This is a genomic window from Bacteroides sp. (assembly GCF_030151085.1).
In the GTDB taxonomy this organism is placed as follows: domain Bacteria; phylum Bacteroidota; class Bacteroidia; order Bacteroidales; family Bacteroidaceae; genus Bacteroides.
Map to the genome: position 1 here is coordinate 38,383 of NZ_JASLER010000099.1, position 20,684 is coordinate 59,066.

Annotated in this window: 8 protein-coding genes and 1 pseudogene; 8 read left to right on the forward strand and 1 reads right to left on the reverse strand. The window is 40.1% G+C overall.

Annotation, left to right across the window (positions count from 1 at the left end):
• Nucleotides 1-52: 52 nt before the first annotated feature.
• The 3 genes and pseudogenes from Q1W14_RS22035 to Q1W14_RS21350 all read left to right on the forward strand — a co-directional run.
• Nucleotides 53-775: pseudogene (locus Q1W14_RS22035) on the forward strand (metallophosphoesterase); the annotation flags it as partial.
• Between the two features lie 120 nt (nucleotides 776-895).
• Entirely contained in the window at nucleotides 896-4,189 is a 3,294-nt protein-coding gene (locus Q1W14_RS21345; protein ID WP_366945771.1) for a glycoside hydrolase family 2 TIM barrel-domain containing protein, read from the forward strand.
• A gap of 145 nt (nucleotides 4,190-4,334) precedes the next feature.
• Complete coding sequence (locus Q1W14_RS21350) at nucleotides 4,335-5,585, forward strand: neutral/alkaline non-lysosomal ceramidase N-terminal domain-containing protein (protein ID WP_300704842.1); 1,251 nt, start codon at nucleotides 4,335-4,337, stop codon at nucleotides 5,583-5,585.
• 113 nt (nucleotides 5,586-5,698) lie between these two features.
• On the opposite strand, the gene Q1W14_RS21355 is transcribed toward Q1W14_RS21350, so the two are convergent.
• Nucleotides 5,699-7,174 carry a sialate O-acetylesterase gene (locus tag Q1W14_RS21355; protein WP_300704844.1) on the reverse strand — a complete coding sequence of 492 codons (1,476 nt, stop codon included), beginning with the start codon at nucleotides 7,172-7,174 and terminating at the stop codon, nucleotides 5,699-5,701.
• Between the two features lie 410 nt (nucleotides 7,175-7,584).
• Between Q1W14_RS21355 and Q1W14_RS21360 the strand changes: the two genes are divergently transcribed.
• The 5 genes from Q1W14_RS21360 (at nucleotide 7,585) to Q1W14_RS21380 (ending at nucleotide 20,684) form a co-directional block, all read left to right on the forward strand.
• A complete protein-coding gene (locus Q1W14_RS21360; protein ID WP_300704845.1) occupies nucleotides 7,585-10,128 on the forward strand; it encodes a hypothetical protein in 2,544 nt (847 codons plus the stop codon).
• 206 nt (nucleotides 10,129-10,334) lie between these two features.
• Nucleotides 10,335-12,236, forward strand: a complete 1,902-nt coding sequence (locus tag Q1W14_RS21365; protein WP_300704847.1) for a trehalase family glycosidase — start codon at nucleotides 10,335-10,337, stop codon at nucleotides 12,234-12,236.
• Nucleotides 12,237-12,291: 55 nt separating this feature from the next.
• Nucleotides 12,292-15,111, forward strand: coding sequence for a TIM-barrel domain-containing protein (locus Q1W14_RS21370; protein ID WP_300704849.1), 2,820 nt, complete (start codon nucleotides 12,292-12,294; stop codon nucleotides 15,109-15,111).
• A gap of 337 nt (nucleotides 15,112-15,448) precedes the next feature.
• Nucleotides 15,449-18,619, forward strand: a complete 3,171-nt coding sequence (locus Q1W14_RS21375; RefSeq protein ID WP_300704850.1) for a TonB-dependent receptor — start codon at nucleotides 15,449-15,451, stop codon at nucleotides 18,617-18,619.
• A gap of 19 nt (nucleotides 18,620-18,638) precedes the next feature.
• Nucleotides 18,639-20,684 carry a RagB/SusD family nutrient uptake outer membrane protein gene (locus tag Q1W14_RS21380; protein ID WP_300704852.1) on the forward strand — a complete coding sequence of 682 codons (2,046 nt, stop codon included), beginning with the start codon at nucleotides 18,639-18,641 and terminating at the stop codon, nucleotides 20,682-20,684.

Consider the following 20,684-nt stretch of genomic DNA (forward strand, 5'->3'; position numbering starts at 1 on the left):
GTTTAGAATACTGTTGTCTTTTGCCAAATTTTATAATGTAAAATGATTTATCATGGATAAGCTTATCAGAGTATTTATATGTTTATGTCTTATTGGGAGTAATGTTTGGGCGCAAAATACTTTCCCGATACTAAAATTCGGTTTGTTTGCCGATACACAATATGCTGACTGCCCATCGGAAAATTCTCGGTTTTATAAGCCGGTATTACAGAAACTGGATACATGTATCGATTACTTCAATCAGCAAAATGTCCAGTTCTCTATTAATCTGGGAGATATAGTTGATAGAAAGAATAGTGATTTAGATTCGGTAAAGTTCTATTTGTCACGCCTTAATAATCCGATTTATCATATTACGGGTAATCATGATTATAAGGAAGTGACAGATAATGCCAAGCTTTACAAACAACTGGGTATGCCTTCAGAGTACTATTTCTTCAAGAAACAGAACTGGGTATTTATAATGTTGAATACCAATGAAGTTTCAGCTTATGCCAATATTAAAGGTACAGAAAAAGAGAAGGAGCTGACTGAAATGCTAGAGCAGATTAAGCGGACCGGTGGCAAGCAGGCTTATCGTTGGAATGGGGGAATCAGCAAGAAGCAAATGCAGTGGTTGGATAATCTGTTAACAGAATGCGAAAATAATAAGAACAATGTACTGATCTTTACACATCATCCTCTTTATCCTCAAAGTGAATTTACTGCCTTGAATAATAAGGAAATACTGCACACTATTGAGAAATATTCGTGTGTGAAGGCAGTTATTTCAGGACATCATCATGCCGGTGCATTCGGTTATTACAAAGGAATACCGATGGTAACACAGCAGGGGATGATAGAAACTGAAAAACAGAATGCTTATTCTATTGTGGAGATTACGTATGATTCCATTATGATAAAAGGACATGGTAGAGTACCGTCACGTTCTTTTAGATATTCTCAACTTCCCTATTGGAAAGATGTACAAGTAACTTCTGTAAATACGGAAACTCCACGGACTTCTTTCATGACTTATGCTGACCGTTCACAAGCATTGACCGGAAGATTTGAAAACAGTCCTTATTATAAACTGTTGAATGGTATTTGGAAATTCTATTATGCCGAGTCTGATACAAAGCTTCCAACTGATATCACCCATGCATCAACAACTACAAAAGGTTGGCATGATATTAATGTGCCTGGAAATTGGGAAATGCAAGGTCATGGTACTGCTATCTATACAAATCAGTGTTACGAATTTCAGCCTAGTAACCCACAGCCACCTTTATTGCCTGAACAAACTCCGGTAGGAGTTTATCGAAGGGAATTTACCATACCTGCCGACTGGAGTGAACGTGACATCTATTTGCATTTAGCCGGTGCAAAATCAGGTTGTTATGTATATATTAACGGGGAAGAAGTCGGTTATAATGAAGATTCAAAGAATCCTGCTGAGTATCTGATTAATAGATTTTTACGGCAGGGTACGAACGTGCTTACAATAAAGATATATCGTTGGAGTACCGGTTCTTATTTGGAGTGTCAGGACTTCTGGCGAATGAGTGGAATTGAAAGAGATGTTTTCTTGTTTGCCCAACCTAAGGTTGCGATTAATGACTTCCGAATAACTTCTACTTTGGATGATAGTTATAAGAATGGTATTTTTCGTTTGGCTATTGATCTGAAGAATCATAAGATGAGTAATACTGCTATAGAAGTGTGTTATGAGTTGATTGATCCTTCGAATAAAGTAGTTTCTTTAGGAAATAAAAAGATATCTTTTCCATCAGGCAAAACTAAGACTGTTACTTTTGAAAAGCAATTATCAGATGTAAGAACTTGGACGTCGGAGTCTCCTAATTTGTATAAGTTGGTAATGACCGTCAAAGAGAATGGAAAAACGAGTGAAGTAGTACCATTTAATGTAGGTTTTCGTCGTATTGAAATTAAAGAAATCGAGCAGAAATCAGAGAATGGAAAGAACTATACAGTTTTATTGATTAATGGTCAACCATTGAAACTGAAAGGGGTGAATATCCATGAACATGACCCCAAAACAGGTCACTATCTGACTGAAGAATTGATGCGTAAAGACTTTGAACTTATGAAACGTGCTAATATTAATACAGTACGTTTGTGTCATTATCCACAAGACCGTCGTTTCTATGAACTCTGTGATGAACTCGGTTTTTATGTATATGATGAGGCTAATATCGAAAGTCATGGAATGAAGTATGACTTACGTAAAGGAGGTTCTTTAGGCAATAATCCTGAATGGCTGAAACCACATATGTATCGTACAATTAATATGTTTGAACGTAATAAGAACTATCCTTCATTAACTTTCTGGTCGTTGGGCAACGAAGGTGGAAATGGCTATAATTTCTATCAAACCTATTTGTGGATGAAACAGGCTGATAAAAACATTATGGATCGTCCGGTAAATTACGAACGTGCGCAATGGGAGTGGAATACGGATATGTATGTTCCGCAATATCCTACTGCTGCTTGGCTGGAAAGTATAGGAAAAAAGGGTAGTGATCGCCCTGTTGTTCCCTCTGAATATGCCCATGCTATGGGAAACTCTACCGGTAGCCTTTGGGATCAATGGAAGGCTATTTATAAATATCCAAATCTGCAAGGGGGATACATTTGGGATTGGGTGGATCAAGGTATACTGACTCGAGATGAAAAAGGACACCCGTTCTGGGCATATGGTGGAGATTTTGGTGTTAATTCTCCTAGTGATGGAAACTTCTGTTGCAATGGTATTGTGAATCCTGATCGTACACCCCATCCTGCTTATGCTGAAGTGAAATATGTGCATCAGGATGTTGCTTTTGAAGCTAATGATTTGACTACCGGCAAGTTTACTGTAATGAACAGATTTTATTTTACGAATCTGGATAAATATCAGATAAGTTATAGAGTAAAAGAGAATTCCAAAACTATTCGTAGTGGTAAACTTTCTTTGGCTGTTGCACCTCAGGATACCAAATCGTTGAATGTGAACGTAGATGGATTAAAACCTAAAGTGGGAACTGAATATTTTGTAGAGTTTAGTGTGAAGACTACTAAATCTGAAGCTTTACTACCTGTAGGTTATGAAATAGCAAAGGAACAATTCCGTCTACCTATAGAACCATTGAAACAAACATATAAGAAGTCTGGTCCTGCTCTAAATTGTAAAACAGATGGTGATCTTTTGGAAGTTAAATCTTCTCTTATTCATTTTGTCTTTAATAAGCGGAATGGTTTGGTCACTTCATACAAAGTTGCCGATACAGACTATTTTAAGGATGACTTTGGATTTCAGCCCAATTTTTGGCGTGCTCCAAACGATAATGATTATGGAAGCCAAATGCCTAAACGTTTGCAGGTATGGAAGCAAGCCAGTAGAAATTTTAATATTATAGATGCTAAAGTGAAGATGGAGGGTAAAGAGGCTGTTATAACTGCCAGTTATCTTTTGGCTGCAGGAAATCTATATATTGTAACATACCGTGTTTATCCGTCAGGAGTTATAAAAGCAGATTATACATTTACTTCTACTGATATGGAAGCCGTTAAAACTGAGGTTTCTGAAGAAACATTAGCCGCAACTTTTACTCCGGGTAATGAAGATATTCATAAAAGACCGTCACAATTGATTGTACCACGTATAGGTATTCGTTTTCGTATTCCAACTGATATGAATCGTATTTCATATTTTGGAAAAGGTCCTGAAGAAAACTATATTGATCGTAATGCAGGAACAAGTGTTGATCTTTTCAAAAATACTGCAGACAATATGTATTTTCCGTATGTTCGGCCACAGGAGAATGGACATCATACAGATACACGTTGGCTGGCTTTGACGAAGAAAAACGGTAAAGGTTTAATGATTTATGCAGATAAAGTATTTGGCTTTAATGCTTTACCAAATTCAGTAGAGGATTTTGACGGTGAAGAAGCAACTCACCGGGATTATCAATGGCTCAATCGGAATGAAGAAGAATTGAAGCATGATACTATAGCTGCTAAAAATGTAAGACCACGTCAGACTCATATTAATGATATAATACCCAGAGATTTTATTGAAGTATGCATAGATATGAAACAAATGGGTGTAGGGGGATATGATAGTTGGGGGGCTATGCCCGATTCACAATATCTTATTCCAGCTACTCAAGAGTATAAATGGGGGATTACGATTGAACCGATGTAAATAATGTGAGATACAGCTTTTATATCCAAATAAAACTGTATCTCATATTAAATTAGCAATTATTTAATCTTGATTTAATTTTATATTAACTTCTTTGTTAAGTGCATCCAAGTATTTTTGTGGCAATCTAATAAATACAATAAATATGAAGATGCACAACTTTTGGTTTGCAACACTAATGGTGTTGATTGGTTTTTTCTCAGTAGCAAATGCAAATGCTGCGGACAAGTTAATGGCTGGTACCAGTAAAGTGAATATAACTCCGCTTAAACCTCGCTATCCTGTACACGATTCATTATATGCGAGAGCACTTATTCTTGAAGCAGGAGAATCGCGTATTGCATTTGTCTCTTTAGATTTAATTTCCTACAGTAATATCTCATTAGCAGAAAATTTGAGGAAGCAATTCGGTTTGAAGAATGTTTATTTCTGTCCTCAGCACACTCATTCTGCCGAAGCCGGACCTGAAGAATGGCTGGAGCAGCAAATAACTAATGCTTTGAAACAAGCTTCTGCATCTATGTTCGAGGCTCGTATATCAGCAGGATACCGTAGCTTTCCTCAATTGAGTTTCAATAGATTGATTCTGCGTGAGGATGGTCGGGCACGTGAATCATGGTTGGGCGACGATCATTACAGAGCGGTGAATCCGGAACGTATTCCTCACGGTCCGGTAGATAATACGGTTGGTGTCATAAAATTGGAGGATATGAGTGGAAATCCTAAAGTTATTCTTATGAATTATGCTTGCCATCCGGACGTTGCATGGAATAATTTTGAGATTTCTGCTGACTATGTAGGATATGCTACAAAATATACCGAAGAAGCTTTCAATAATCAAGTTTACTGCTTGTTTGTTCAAGGTGGTGCCGGAAATCAGGCCCCGTTATTTAAGGACGGTGGGCGGACAGGACCGGATGATCCACGTCCTAGTAACTACGATCTGATTGACCGCATGGGTAAATTGCTTTCTATCGAAGCAGTGAAGCTTGCCAAAGAAATATATCCGAACCCTAATGATGTGCCGCAGATTAAAGTGAAAACCGACTCTTTACATTTCATTGGCCGACATGATAAATCATTGAAATATAATGTATACTTCTCAGTTTTATCCATCAATGATCGTATTGCTATTGCTGCCGTTCCTGGTGAGCCTTTCATTAAGTTCCAGATAGATTGGAAACGTGAAATGCAACCCAATCATGTTATTCCTTTCTTCTTCGGATATACTTGGAGTGATGGTCAATGGCCCGTGTACCTACCTGATATGCGTTCTACTGCTTATGGGGGCTTTGGAGCTAGCGAAGGACCGGGAACGATTGAGATAGGAGCAGGTGATAAAATATTCATTAAGTTGATAGAAAATTATTATCGGATGATGGGAGTGCTTCGATAGACATAAGAGAAAATAAAGTAGAGAGTAAGTTTGAGATAATAAACTTACTCTCTACTTTTTATCGGAATGAAAAATACTGACCTATTTCCAAATGGCGAGATATCATCATGTACTTACCAGTTATCTGTTCTGAATGGTGCTACAGGTATACCATGAATATTGAAAATGCTTGCTTTGGTATAATTCTTATAGGCATATCGAACAGCTACCGGATGAGGTACTTTATCACATGATACAGCAAGTCGGGTTGTTTTTGTTTCTATCTCCGCATAGGCCGGGTAGAAAACTTTATCTTCACCAGCTATCTCGAAACCTTCAAGTGAAGTCCACATGGGACAAAGTCCACGTTGTGCACCGTCAATATTGATATATATTTTGTTGTCCGATATTTCCATTGATTTATAAATGGGAGTAGTGTAACCAAATCCTTGTTGTCCATAGGTTTGAGCAAGTGCCCAAAGTGCCAGACGATTACCAACGGTTTCTTTGTCTGTTGGATGGATAAAAACCGGATGCCCGATGTCCAACGTAGTAACCATTCCACTATTGGGGATATCTTTCATGTTTTGCTGCTGAACTTCTCGCATACGGGCTGCTGAAGTACCGTCACTACCTTCATAATTGAAAGGAGCAATCTCTACGAAGTAAAAAGGAAACTCTCCAATATTCCATTTGCTGCGGAGGTCCTTTACAAAAGCAGGCATCAGGTTCCGGTATAAATCGACATTGTCACGGTTACTTTCACCTTGATACCAGAGAAAACCTTTAATAGTGAAGTTGGTGAAAGGAGCTATTTTTGCATTATAAAGCCCACATGGGGTAGCTGTAATGTTTTTTATAGGTTCATCATTGTCTAGTATGGACAGGTCAATGCTTTTAAATGGTGTTATAGCTTCCCGACTCATCCATGCCTCCACTTTTGATCCTCCGAGGGAAGATACAATAATGCCAACCGGGACTTCTAATACCTCTTGAATATATCGGGTGAAAAAGTAAGCTGTTGCGCTTGTATGTGATACATTGACAGGGGTGCTCTCTAGCCATTCTCCTTTACAGTTCTCCTGCGGAGTTTTGCTGAATTGGCGTACCCATTTTCCATTCTCAGAATCGGTGTTATAGATACGAATAGGGTTAGAAGCTTTAGCTTTGGCAATAATGTCATTTGTACCTTGAGTGGGTTGGCGGTCGAAGCCACTCATTGGCATTTCCATATTCGATTGTCCCGAGCAAAACCATACTTCACCAATTAATATGTTTCTTATAATCAGGGGCTCTCCGTCGCTGAAAGTGATTTCATAAGGTCCCCCTGCTGTAGGAGTGGGAACACTCAATAACCATTTGCCTTGATTATCGGACATTGTTTTATATACTTTATTATTCCACGATGTCTTTACCCTAACCGGAGAGTTTTCTTTGGCATTGCCCCAGAGCTTCACATCGGTTTGTTGTTGTAACACCATGTTATTTCCCAGAACCGATGGAAGAGTGATTTTCGCTTCCAGTGTTGAGGCTACAAATAGAAAGGATACTGATAGTAAAAAAGCCGGGAACCATTTTACGTTCATACATTTAAAGGAAAGATGTTTCATAATATTGTTTTATTAATAACAGAAAAGTATTTTGATGACAAAAGTAGTCAGGGGATATTACTTCTGTAATTAATTTGCTATTAATTTGCGCATAATATCCGTTTAGTAATGCTTAAAAAATAACTTGGTACTATCTGTCATTCTGAGTCGGCATCACTTTAAAAGTGAAACAATTCGATAATGACGAGCAGAGTATCTGTCATCCTGAGCGTAGTCGAAGTATCTACTCTCCTGAATACATAGGGAAGAGATCCTTCACTTCGTTCAGGATGACAGATACTATCAAGAATCATGTACCAAGTTATTTTTTAAGCTTTACTAAATCGAGTTCTTTTTCCCAAAAGACATGCCCTTTATTTGTTTTAGGGGATTTTTTTATACCTTTGTGGCGTGTTCATTAACGCACTACTATGAAAAATAAACTGTTAATATGGGTGTTTGGGCTTTTCTTATTGGTTGGTCTGGAGACACTAGCTTCCACCAACTATGGTCTTCATTTTAAATCTCATTCTGTGCCGGGAACTGAGCGTACCACTTTGTCTCTTGACGAGAATTCCCCCTTTCGTGTAAAGAATGATTTTATTATAGAGTTCCAGATGTGGGTTCGTAACGAGCCTGATTTTGGAGCTATCCTTCATTTGTGTACAAACGAAAACCAGTTTCTTCATTTTGTGTTTGCAGCGGGAGAGAATAATAAGAACTTTCCGGCTTTGGTTTTTAACGAAGGAATGTTTGCTATAAATACTATTATAGAAAAAGGGAAGTGGATACCGGTGTCTTTGCACCTGAATATTAAGGATAATCAGATTGACTTGAGATACGACAAGAAAGATACTACAATGGTAGTGCCTTTGCGTGGAACAAAGGATATAACGGTTATGTTTGGTAAATCGCCTTACTTCTCTTCGGATGTAGCTCCTATGGATGTGAAGAATGTAAAGATAATCTGTGATGGTAAATTGATGAGAAACTGGGAGTTGGGCAAGCACAATGATGATATTTGTTTGGATAGCGTAGAAGGAGCTGTAGCGTTAGCATCCTTTCCAACCTGGTTAATAGATAACCATATAGAATGGAAGAAAATACATTCCGAAAAAGTATCCGGGCGAATGGATGTTGCATTCAATGCCCGTGATGCGAAATTTTATTTTGTACAACCGGATAAGATTAGAATCCTGGATGATAATACGGGTAATGTGAGTGAAGTACCCGTAACGGGTGGATATCCGGCAATGGAATATCCGGATCATTTGGTTTATGATACATTGACCGGACGAATATTCTCCTACTCTTTGCATGAGAAGCTAGTTTCTGTTCTGTCTGTCGAAGAAGGAAAGTGGAGCTTGAATGAGCGGCACCAAGCTGAACCTCGATATTATAACCATGCTCGTACATTCAATCCGGCGGACTCTTCATTCTATTTATTCGGCGGATATGGATTCTATCAATACCGCAATAATCTTTATAGGTTGAAAGTTGGGCAGAATAGGATTGAAGAAGTTGCCTATACTCCTGCAATTTCACCTCGTTATTCATCTGCTACTGCCATAGTAGGGGATGAATTGTATATTTTTGGCGGACGAGGGAACAAGCAGGGCAAGCAGGAGTTCACCGCACATTTTAATTATGAATTATGTGCTATCAACCTGAAGACAGGGCAATCACGTAGACTATGGAAGAAGGAGGAGTCAACGGATATGTTGTTGATGGCATCTTCTATGTATTTCGCCCCCTCGGATAGTTCGTTCTATGCCGTTAGCATGAAGACTGGCGGAGTTCTGTGGAAAATATCCATGAATGATTCAGTCTGGACAGAGGTCTCAAAGCCGATTCATAATGATTTGGTTTATCAGGATTGTGACTTCAGCTTCTACTCGTCTCCTGCCCATCAGAAATTTTATTTGGTGATGGACAAGATTTTGAGCGATCGCAGCCATGATGTAACAGTGTATTCCATTAATACACCTTTATTAAATGATAATGAAATAATTCAGAATGTAGATAGTAACTCTATTCCGTTTTGGGCTTGGTTGTCGGGCGGAATAGCGTTGTTAGTAGTAGCGGTTATAATACTTCTTTATCGCATAAAGCATCATGATAGAAAGAAAGCGAATCAGCATGCCGATTCGGGAGATAGTGATGTTAGACTGAATGAGTCGCTTGTAGTGAATGAAGACCCAGAGAAAGAGATGGTGGACATGGCGGCTGTTGAAAAATTCTTTGACCGTAGTCGTTCGGCTATTTCATTACTCGGCACGTTTAATGTTCGTGATAAAGAGGGTAACGATATTACAGGTGCATTTACTCCGAGACTGAAAAGCCTGCTGATTATGTTAGTCCTCTATACGGAAAGAAATAGTCAGGGCATTTTGACCAAAAAGGCGACAGAAATATTATGGTCAGATAAAGAAGAAGAAGCTGGCCGTAACAACCGGAATGTTACGTTGCGCAAGTTACGTGTGTTGCTGGAAAGAGTTGGAGATATGGAAGTTATTAGTGATGCCGGCTTTCTACGTATTCAGTGGGGAAAAGATGTATTCTGTGACTATAAGACGGCATTAGATTGTATCCATAGCTTCAAGGAAAATGGAGAACAAGGGGATAATGAGTTGCTGAACCGCATATTCGAAGTCTTGCTTTATGGGCCATTGTTGTCAAATACCATTGTGGATTGGTTGGATGAGTTTAAAGATGCATTTTCCAGTCTCTCCATCGACCTGCTGCGAAACTTGTTGGAGATACATCAACATCATCAAGATACGGTGCTCCGCATGGCTGATATCTTATTTTTGCATGACCCTTTAAGTGAAGAGGCATTGGCTGCCAAGTGCAATGTTTTGTATTTGCAAGGCAAGAAAGGTCTTGCGAAGAGCGTATACGACCGCTTTTGCAAGGAGTATCGAGACTCATTGGGAGAAGAATATAAGATTCCTTTGTGCCACCTTCAAAACTAAGTTTATTTCTTATGATCTTGAGGGAAAGCTGCCCAATTACTCCCTTTTCAATAAAGTATTGCATAAAAAAAGCGCTTAATTATAAGATTAAGCGCTTTTTTTATGCTTGGTTAATAGGAGATTCCGAAGTTTGTTAAGAGTCAACTGTTTATTTTGCAGCATGGAAGTTTCTTAATGTTTAATTGAATATTTATACTATGATTACTATGAGACGTTTTTTTTCGATGGCATTGATTCTATTAGGATTGTCCGTTCCTATTGTGAAAGCGTTTGCGGAGGGAACTCCTGAGCAACAGTATGAAAAACTACAGAAGCATTTGGCTAAAGGATGGAATACGTGGGATACCCGTAGCGTGTTGACACATGTTTATCTTCCTTATGGCTTGGCAGTCGATTTGAACCTGATAAGCGTAGAGGGAAATCGGGTGAACAAGTTCAGAATAGGAGATAGAGGTAAAGGGGCACCGCTATTGCAGCCGGGACCTCATTCTTATGACGGAACATATACAAAGATGACCGTTAATTGGCAAGGACACAAAATACAGGTAGAAAGTGCGGCACGAGGAAGTAAAAATATTATTCTTATCAAACCGTTGAGCAGTAGTAAGAAAGGTTCCCGATTGGCTATTGTTCCTAAAAGTCTTTGGAAACGGGGAAATACACTTCTATTAGATAGTTTGCATTTTACATTGGCTTCCCGTGATAAAGCCGTAGAAATTAAATCTTATATAAAAGGTGGATCTTTGGAGAAGAGTGGTAGGGAATATCTGCTATCTCTTGACCGGACTGCTGCTATCTGTTGTGGGGAGGATATGGAACTGGACGCTGCTGTTGCCTTTGTCGATAGCTGTGGAAATGCTTTTGTTAATTCCAACCGGAAGAAGTATGGCGCCCATTACGACTGCTTCAACGCTATGCAAAGTGTATTGGGGTGGGATAATATCTATGATCCCGGCATTAGAAAAGTAATAACTCCCGTCAGCCGTATATGGAGCTCTGAATGGTTTGCCAGTGAAGATTTCGGAGGTTTTACATTATTCTGTTGGGATACTTATTTTGCATCTATGATGCTTGCTGTAGGCAATAAAGAACTAGCTTATGCAAATGCTGTCGAGATAACCAAGGCAATCACTGAAAGCGGCTTTGTTCCTAACTGCTATTATAGCAATGGTTTTAAGTCGAGAGACCGTTCACAGCCTCCTGTTGGTGCGTTGGCAGTCTGGACAATCTACCGGCAATATAAGGAAAAGTGGCTGTTGGAACTGGTATATAAGGAATTGCTTGCATGGAACCGATGGTGGGAGCAGAACCGGGAAGATAAAGGATTGCTGTGTCTGGGGAGCAATCCTTATGAGAAGGTCACTTATTTCAGATCTGAATTTGATACCGATTGTCATTATGGTGCAGTTCTTGAATCCGGTCTGGACAACTCTCCTATGTATGACGGAGTTCCTTTCAATAAGCAGAAACATCTGCTGGAGCAGAATGATGTAGGCATGTCTTCCCTATACGTAATGGATTGTGACTATCTGGAACGAATAGCCAGAGAACTTGGATATAAGCAAGATGCAGATGAATTGCAGAATCGTGCAGAACGCTACAGAAAGAACTTGACCCAACTGTGGGATGATGAAACGGGCTTCTATTATAACCGTTCTACCCGGGATATGAAATACAATTACCGTACTTCTCCTACTTGTTTCTATCCGTTGCTGGCGAAAGTTCCTACACAGCTACAAGCCGAGAGAATGGTAAATGAACACCTGTTGAATCCCGATGAGTTTTGGGGAGAATATGTAATTCCTTCCGTTCCGAGAAATGATCCGGCATTTAGGGATAATGAATATTGGAGAGGACGAATCTGGGCACCATTGAATTACTTGGTATATCTGGGTTTGAAGAATTATAATTTTCCTGAAGTAAGGCAATCCTTTGCCGAGAAATCGAAGAATCTGCTGCTGAAATCCTGGTTGTCTCACGGCTATGTTTTCGAGAATTATAATGCCATAAGTGGCGAAGGGGATGATGTGGTGAGAAGTGATAAATTCTATCACTGGGGGGCATTGCTGGGATATATTTCATTACTAGAGAGTGGGGTATGTCATTAAATGTGTAATTAGTATAAACGGGTAAATTTAGTTTTTATTTGAACTGATTTAATTTATGAAAAGAGTAATTTTGATATTTGCATTCCTGATGGAAGTTGTTTTTGCTACTCAAGCGCAGACCCATTCTTTTTTTAAAAGTAATTGGCAAGGTGACGTAGCATTGGTTAAGAGAGAAAAAGTGGGGTTGAAAGCTACGCATGTTGCTTCACCCGAAGTATGCTGGCATATAAACGCTCTTTCACGGGAGTTGAGTATATTCAGGGAGGTACAATTGCCAGACCCGGCAAAGACTGTTTGGTGTAGCTTTATGGCATTGATGCCCCAAGGAAGCTCTCGTTTGGGCGTGGCTTTTGAGGACAAACTTGAAGAGAAACTTTTTGTAGAAGTAAAAGCAACGACGGAACCGACTTTTATTGTAGTGCGTATTGACTTTTCTGATGCGCAGGATAAAGCATATATTTTCCATAATCCGAGTGTGGCTTCTGTTCCTGATTTGGAGAATGCAGAGTATTCCTTGACAGGAGATTTTGACTTTGACCGGATAAAACTGTTGGCTGGAAAAGGTGCCAAAGGTATTGTCGGCGATATTTCTCTGGGTAATGAATTTCGGGAAGTAGCTCGTCCTGCAACAATGGAAACGAAGACCGGAGAGGGAAGCGCACAGACTGTCCTATCCTGGAAAAAGCAAGGAGAGGCTTTATGGGTTCAAACCTCAGGAGGAATCTTGTATTTGCAGCCTCACCGTACAGGAAGCCTTCATGTAATGTATGGTTCGGAACGGGAAATAAGGGAAAATAAGAGTTATGCAGTAACCCGGCAACCCGAAGCTGCCGCTTTTGAAGTCGAAGACCGCAACGGTGATTTATTTTTAAATACCTCTCATTATTCGGTTAATGTGAATAAGAAAGAAGGATATATCAGTCTGTTTGATAGCTCAGGAAAGCTTTTAGTGAGAGAGTTACCTGGAAAAGCCAGAATGAATATGACAAACGACTCCGTTCTGGCGTATGGTAAGTTTGAACTGAAAGAGGATGCTCTTTATGGACTGGGACAATTCAGGGACAATTTGTTGAATCTAAGGAATGCCAAAAGAGAATTGATTCAGTTTAATACCCAAGCGGCAGTACCGGTTATTTATTCCACTAATGGCTGGGGATTATTTTGGGATAATCCTTCCCGGACGATTTACATGGATAGCTCCAGTGGAATGAGCCTGGCATCCGATTATGGAAAGCTAGTAAACTATTACCTCTTTGTAGGTGATACGATGGATAAATTAATAGGTGTTTACCGCTCATTGACAGGAAACGCTCCAATGATGCCCGATTGGGCATTGGGATATCATCAAAGTCGGAATAAATACTCTACTCAAAAGGAAATACTGGACATTGCAGGGAAAATGAACGCCAGAAACCTCTCAATGAGCACTATCTTCGTTGATTATTATTATTGGGAAAAATATGGAACAGGTTCCCATCGGTTTGATGAAAACTTATTCCCGGATGTAAAGGCAATGCTCGACAGCCTCCACTCTGCCTATGATACGAAACTGGTAATCACTATGTGGCCCACTTTCAATCCTAAAACAGAACATTATAAAGAACTGGAACGTAATGGCTTTCTACTGGATGGTGCGAGGGCTTTGGATGGAACGATATATGATCCTTTCAATCCGGAAGCACGCAAGATGTATTGGAAACAAGTTCTTCCTTTGGTGCAACAGGGTATCGACGGCTGGTTCCTGGATGGAGATGAACCGGATATTACGGCAACGTTTTTGCCTCGCACCACTTATGCCGGTCCGGCAGGAAAGGTGCGTAACCTCTACCCATTGGTGCATTGTACCGGCTTTTATGAAGGATTGCTTCAAAGTCGCCCCAACCAGCGTCCTTATATCTTGACCCGTTGTGCTTGGGCTTCCCAGCAACGTATAGGCACTGCCATTTGGTCCGGCGATATTCCTACTACCTTCGAAGAATTAAAATGCCAGATACCTGCCGGACTGAATTTTACCGCAACGGGAATTCCTTACTGGACGACTGATATAGGAGGCTATTCCGGTGGTAATCCTGCTGATAAAGATTATCAGGAACTTTTTGCCCGCTGGTTTGAATACGGTACTTTCTGCCCGGTTTTTAGAGCCCATGGCAGGCGTCATCCCGGCGATAGAAAGACTCCTAATGAACCTTGGGCGTATGGACCGGAAGTAGAGGCTATCTGTAGGGATTTTATCGACTTACGCTATAAACTGTATCCATACATTTATTCTTTGACGGGTAAAGTCACTTTGGAACATTATACTCCCATGCGATTACTTGCTTTTGATTTCCCATACGATAAGAAAGTACTCAACCTTAAAGATGAGTTTATGTATGGTCCGGCATTTCTTGTCTGCCCGGTACTGGAGGCGGGAGCGATTGAACGTTCGGTATACTTGCCGGAAGGATGCGGTTGGATTGATTTCTGGACCAACAAATATTATCATGGAGGGGAAACGATTACCGCTTCGGCTCCATTAAACCGAATTCCGATTTATGTGCGTAGCGGCTCCATTGTCCCCATGTACCAAACGCCGCAGAAACATGTAAAGTCAGATATACCTGTGGATATACATATATATAAAGGTACATCCGGCACATTCGACTTATATGAGGATGATGGAGTTACATTGAATTACGAAAAAGGCGAATATAACTTGATTCGTTTTACTTGGGATGATGTAAACGATGTTTTAACTATATCTGAACCGCACAAAGGAATATCTCAAACGCAGGTGAGGCATTTCCATATTCATTGTTTGGGAGAAAAAGGGGATTCGGTATCTCGCAAGATTGCATATAAAGGAGGTAAAAAGAACATCAAGTTGAAGAACTAATTCTTTAATCTCACTGATTGGCTCTACAAACCAATGCAGCCTAGGATTAATATTTAAAGTTAATTGAAAATTAAGCGTTAGGTAAGCGTCATATCACTTTATTTTTAATCTGGTAGGTTTAATTTCGCAGCATTATTACGAAGGTATTTAAGTTAGTTTTTTGCAGGTAAGAAGATTGTTTTGGGATATATATTAATATGTGAAATCTAAGTCAGAATATACATTAATAAGAAAGAATATGAGAAATACTAGTTAGCCCTAGCGCATCCTTCCTGCTTATTTAAATTAATTCAAGGGATATGCGATTTATATGAAAAACAATTTTAAAAGTGAATTTATGAAACACATGAAAAGCGAAACAAATTTTGCAAATGTTGGCAAGTACACTTGGTGGTGTATGTTGATGGTGTTTTTGATGGTCTTTGCTCCTATACAGGCACAAAACGTACGGAGTATATCAGGACAGGTCGTTGATGATAAAGGTGAACCGATTATTGGTGCCAATGTCACAATGGTTGGTAACAAATCACTGGGTACCATTACCGATATTGATGGAAACTTCAGCCTTAAAGTTCCCGGAGGAGCAACGCTAGATATTTCCTATATAGGTTATGTAACCAGAAAAGTGAAACTAGATAATAAGGTTACTTACAGTATTGTTCTGCAAGAAGACTCGGAGCAATTGGACGAAGTAGTGGTAGTAGGATATGGCACCCAGAAGAAGGTGAATCTGACTGGTGCTGTGTCGGCGATAGATAACGAAGAACTGGCTGCTACCAAGAATCAGAATACCCAGAATATGTTGACGGGTAAAATAGCCGGTGTACGCGTCATCCAAAAGACTTCGGAGCCGGGTGAATTTTCCAATCAGTTCGATATACGTGGTTTCGGCTCTCCGTTGATTGTAGTGGATGGTGTTCCCCGTGGTGATTTCCAACGTATGGACCCTAATGAAATAGAATCTATTTCTGTATTGAAAGATGCTTCGGCAGCTATCTACGGTGTACGTGCGGCAAACGGTGTTGTTCTGATTACTACCAAAAAGGGCGAGAAGAATAAAGCTAAGATAGAATACAATATGTATTATGGCATTCAGACTCCGGCAGAGATGTTAGAACCTGTAGGTGCTGTTGACCGAATGACTCTTTTCAATGAAAAGTCTATGCGCAATCTTACCAATCCGGAACTTACTTACTCGGACGACCAGATTGCCGATTATCTGAATGGAACATTAAAGTCCACAGACTGGTATGATGCGGTAATCCGTAATACAGCTCCCCAGCAGCAACACAATATATCCATGAGTGGCGGTAGTGACAAAATGGACTATTATGTAAACTTCGGTTATACTGATCAGGAAGGCTTCTTCAAATCAAAGGCAATGGATTATAATCGTTATAATCTCCGCGTGAATTTGAATGCTAATGTGGCAAAGAACTTAAAGGCCTCCATTAAGATTAATGGTATTCTCGATAGTAAAGAACGCCAATATACACCGACATGGGAGATTTATAAAGCTTTGTGGCGTGCCAGCCCCAATGAAAAGATTTATGCCAATGATAATCCGGAATACTTCCAGAAGATGTCATCTGATGCTTTGAATCTTTTGGCGTCTACTGATCCTGATGTTTCCGGCTACAATAAAACGACCAACAAAATATTCCAGTCAACAATGGAACTTGAATATACGGTTCCGTTTGTAAAGGGGTTAAAGGTGAAGGGCATGTTCAGTTATGATAATACAATAGCTGACAATACCATCTATAAGAAAGAATTTAATGAATATAATTATAGCCCGGCCAATGACACTTATACTGCCTATGCAATGCAGTCACCTACCAATCTGGAACGTTATTATGGCAATTCATGGACCACTTTGTGGCAGGCTTCTGTAAGTTATGATAATACTTTTGCGACAGATCATCACGTGTCTGGTTTGCTGCTGTTTGAAGAAGCCCATAATGTAGGCGATAACTTCCGTGCAGCTCGCGACTTCTCTATTCCATTACCTTATTTGTTTGCAGGTAACTCTACCAATCAGATTGGTACGGCCAATGCGAATGGATTGACAGAAAGTGCTTCTCAGGCATTGGTTGGCAGGTTCAATTACGATTTCAAAGGACGTTATTTGCTGGAATTCGCTTTTCGCTACGATGGCTCGTCAAAGTTTCCTGCTGAGGGGCGTTGGGGCTTCTTTCCAAGTGCTTCATTGGGCTGGCGTTTAAGTGAGGAATCTTTTATTAAAGACAATCTGTCTTTCGTCAATAACTTGAAGATTCGTGGTTCTTATGGTAAAATGGGAGATGACGTTGTAGCCGCTTATCAATTTATTTCCGGTTATGATTATCCGAATACAGCCGGCTCTAAATTTAATAATACTCCGATAGGATATTTCTTCAACGGTTCATTTGTCAATTCATTGGGTTTCCGTGCGGTTGCGAATCCTAATATTACATGGTATACGGTTAAGACATTGAATGTGGGTATCGACGCCGATATGTGGAATGGTCTATTGGGTTTCTCTTTCGATTTATTCAAACGTAACCGTGATGGTTTGATGGCATCGCGCATAGCGACGATTCCCGGTACCTTCGGTGCATCAATGCCTAAAGAAAATCTGGAAAGTGACTGTACGAAAGGCCTTGAAATAGAATTGAGACATCGTAACCGTATTGATGAAGTAAGCTATGGCATAACCGGAAATGTAGCGATTACCCGTTCTCTTTGGCGATATAAAGAACGTACTCCATCGGGTAACTCCTATGATAACTGGAGAAATAATATGACTGACCGATACAATGACATTTGGTTTGGATATGGCTCCGGAGGACGCTATGACTCCTGGAATCAGATTGTTAATTCACCAATATTTGCAGGAAATGCAACCTTGCCGGGCGATTATATCTATGAAGACTGGAATGGTGACGGTACTATAGATGATATGGATAAATACCCCATTGCAACTGCTACCAATGCATCGGCTGCCGATTTCCAAGATAAAAAGAATTATCCGCTGATGAACTTTGGTCTGACATTATCCTCTTCATGGAAGGGTTTTGATGTGAACTTGACATTCCAGGGTTCCGCTATGTCTTATGTAGCTTATGGTGAACAATTATCGGCTCCGTTGCAATTTAACGGTAATGCTTTGGATATGTTTTTGGACAGATGGCGTCCGGTAGATCCCAAACAAGATCCTTATGATCCTTCTTGCCAATGGAATCAGGGATTCTATGCCTATGGTGGTATCACCCCCGATACTAACTCTGATTTCTCCATTCAGAAAGGTACATATGTACGATTGAAAACTGCTGAAATCGGCTATACTTTGCCGAAAAGATGGTTGGCACCTGTGGGTGTACAGAATTTGAGAGTTTACATGAATGGATATAACCTGTTTACTATCACTGGCGTGAAAGGTGTGGATCCGGAAAGACCGGCAGAACTTTATGGATATATGTATCCATTGAACAGAACATTTAACTTTGGTGCAAGTATTACATTTTAAGTGAAAAGGAGATTATCGTATGAAAAAGCTAAGAAATATATTAATGTGTGTTGCTTTAGGAGGTCTGTTTGTAGGATGCCAGGATTTGGATATCCCTCCTAAAAATATTCTGTCCCCCGAAGATATTTATAATGAAGGGGGTGTTACCGCCTATATGGCAGGTTTATACAGCCAATTGCCGATGGAAGATTTTAATATGTCGAATGACGGAGACTTCAACGGGTTCTATAACTGGAATTGTATTATATGGGATATGGTAAGTACAGGAGAATCCGTAAACCGTAATCAGACAGGTATTTATACTCCACAGAAAGAATATTGGTCAATGGGGTATAAAACTATTCGTCAGGCAAATACCTTGATAGCCAATCTGCCTGCTTATGTAGGAAAGCTGAAGGGGGCTGAGGCTTGGATTGCGGAAGCGAAGTTTATTCGTGCTTATGTTTATTTCGCAATGGTGAAACGTTATGGTGGGGTACCTATATTGGAGGCTCCCCAAGAACTTACAGATAATGAAAAAGAATTGTGGGTAGCGCGTAGCAGCCATGAAGAATGCATTGATTTTATTCTTTCTGATTTGGATTATGCTATTGACAATTTGGGTATAACAAAGGTATCGGGCCGTGGTAATAATAAGTTTGTCGCAGCCGCTTTTAAGTCTCGGGTTGCTTTGTATGCCGGTTCGGTTGCCCGTTACGGACAGAAGTTTAACTTCTCGGGAAAAGAGACAAGCAAGCAACTCTGCGGCATTCCGCAGGATAAAGCAAACGATTATTTTACGCAAGCTTACAAAGCTTCCAAGGTAGTAGAAGAGGGTGGTTATAGGCTATATGAAGGGAATACTGATAAGGAAGCCAATTTCCGTGACGTATTTTCGAATGCAGATAAAAGTGATGAATCTATCTTAATCCGTCAATACAGCAAAAACGACTATGTGCATAGCTTCGACGCTGTTTATTGCCCGCCACGTATGACTGCTACCTATGGTGACCGCTATAATGTAACTTTAGATTGGGTGGAACTATTTGACGGACTGCCCATTGATCCGACTACAGGATACTTGAAAACTACAGATGATAAAGGCAACTATATTGTATATAATGACGTGAAAGATTTGTTGGATAATGCCGAACCCCGTTTGAGAGGTTCCTTGCTGCTGCCCGGACATACCTATAAAGGTATTGAGCTAGACATTCGCTTTGGTATTATTAAGGAAGAAATCGATCCGTCGACTCCTATTGAGAAGTTTATCAAGGACGATGGACAAACTACCGTAAACTATACCAATAATGCTTGGTTCAAAGCAAATGTATTGACCACCACCGAAAATGTGAAAGAACAGAAACCCTATGTAACGTCTACTGGGGCAAATCTGAACAAGAGCGGAATGGACGGTCCCGCCAATGGCGGAACAAACAATACATTGACTGGTTTCCATGGTGCTAAATGGTTAAACTTAAACTGGACGATTGCAGAAACTCAATTACATAGCTCCGCACAATCCTGGATTGATATCCGTTATGCCGAGATTTTGTTGAACAGGGCTGAGGCTGCTTTGGAATTGTTCCAAAATGGAGTATCGACGCTAGATGGAACCAACTTGCAGCAAGATGCTTATGAATGCATGAATAAAATACGTGCCAGAGCTGGTGCAGAGCTGTTAACCAGCCCATCTGAATTATCTAATGTCTCACGTGAAGGTGTGGAACGTGGGCAGGGTGTTGGAGCTTTCATTTATGCTCCGAATGAAGGCTTACATAAGATTCGTGTAGAACGCTATAAAGAATTGGCCTTCGAGCATAAGATTTATTGGGATTTGCGTCGTTGGTTTACTTTCGATTCACAGATTTATCAATATCGTCGCAGAATGTTATCTCCGTTCTTGTTTGCTAAAGGGGCAACGGTAAATGAAGCAGGCAATCCGGTGGGTAAGTATATCTTCGATACCCGCGTATGTGAAAGAGCCAATAATTCATTGACGTTTGCTACCAAGAACTATTATGATAAAGTTCCTGATAGAGAGCGTAAGATAAATCCATTGCTTGAGCAAAATGACCAGTATTAA

Coding starts and splice junctions, on each gene's coding strand:
- Q1W14_RS21355 (WP_300704844.1), bottom strand. CDS start 7,174: ATGAAACATCTTTCCTTTAAATGTATGAACGTAAAATGGTTCCCGGCT.
- Q1W14_RS21345 (WP_366945771.1), top strand. CDS start 896: ATGATAAAAGGACATGGTAGAGTACCGTCACGTTCTTTTAGATATTCT.
- Q1W14_RS21375 (WP_300704850.1), top strand. CDS start 15,449: ATGAAACACATGAAAAGCGAAACAAATTTTGCAAATGTTGGCAAGTAC.
- Q1W14_RS21370 (WP_300704849.1), top strand. CDS start 12,292: ATGAAAAGAGTAATTTTGATATTTGCATTCCTGATGGAAGTTGTTTTT.
- Q1W14_RS21365 (WP_300704847.1), top strand. CDS start 10,335: ATGAGACGTTTTTTTTCGATGGCATTGATTCTATTAGGATTGTCCGTT.
- Q1W14_RS21350 (WP_300704842.1), top strand. CDS start 4,335: ATGAAGATGCACAACTTTTGGTTTGCAACACTAATGGTGTTGATTGGT.
- Q1W14_RS21360 (WP_300704845.1), top strand. CDS start 7,585: ATGAAAAATAAACTGTTAATATGGGTGTTTGGGCTTTTCTTATTGGTT.
- Q1W14_RS21380 (WP_300704852.1), top strand. CDS start 18,639: ATGAAAAAGCTAAGAAATATATTAATGTGTGTTGCTTTAGGAGGTCTG.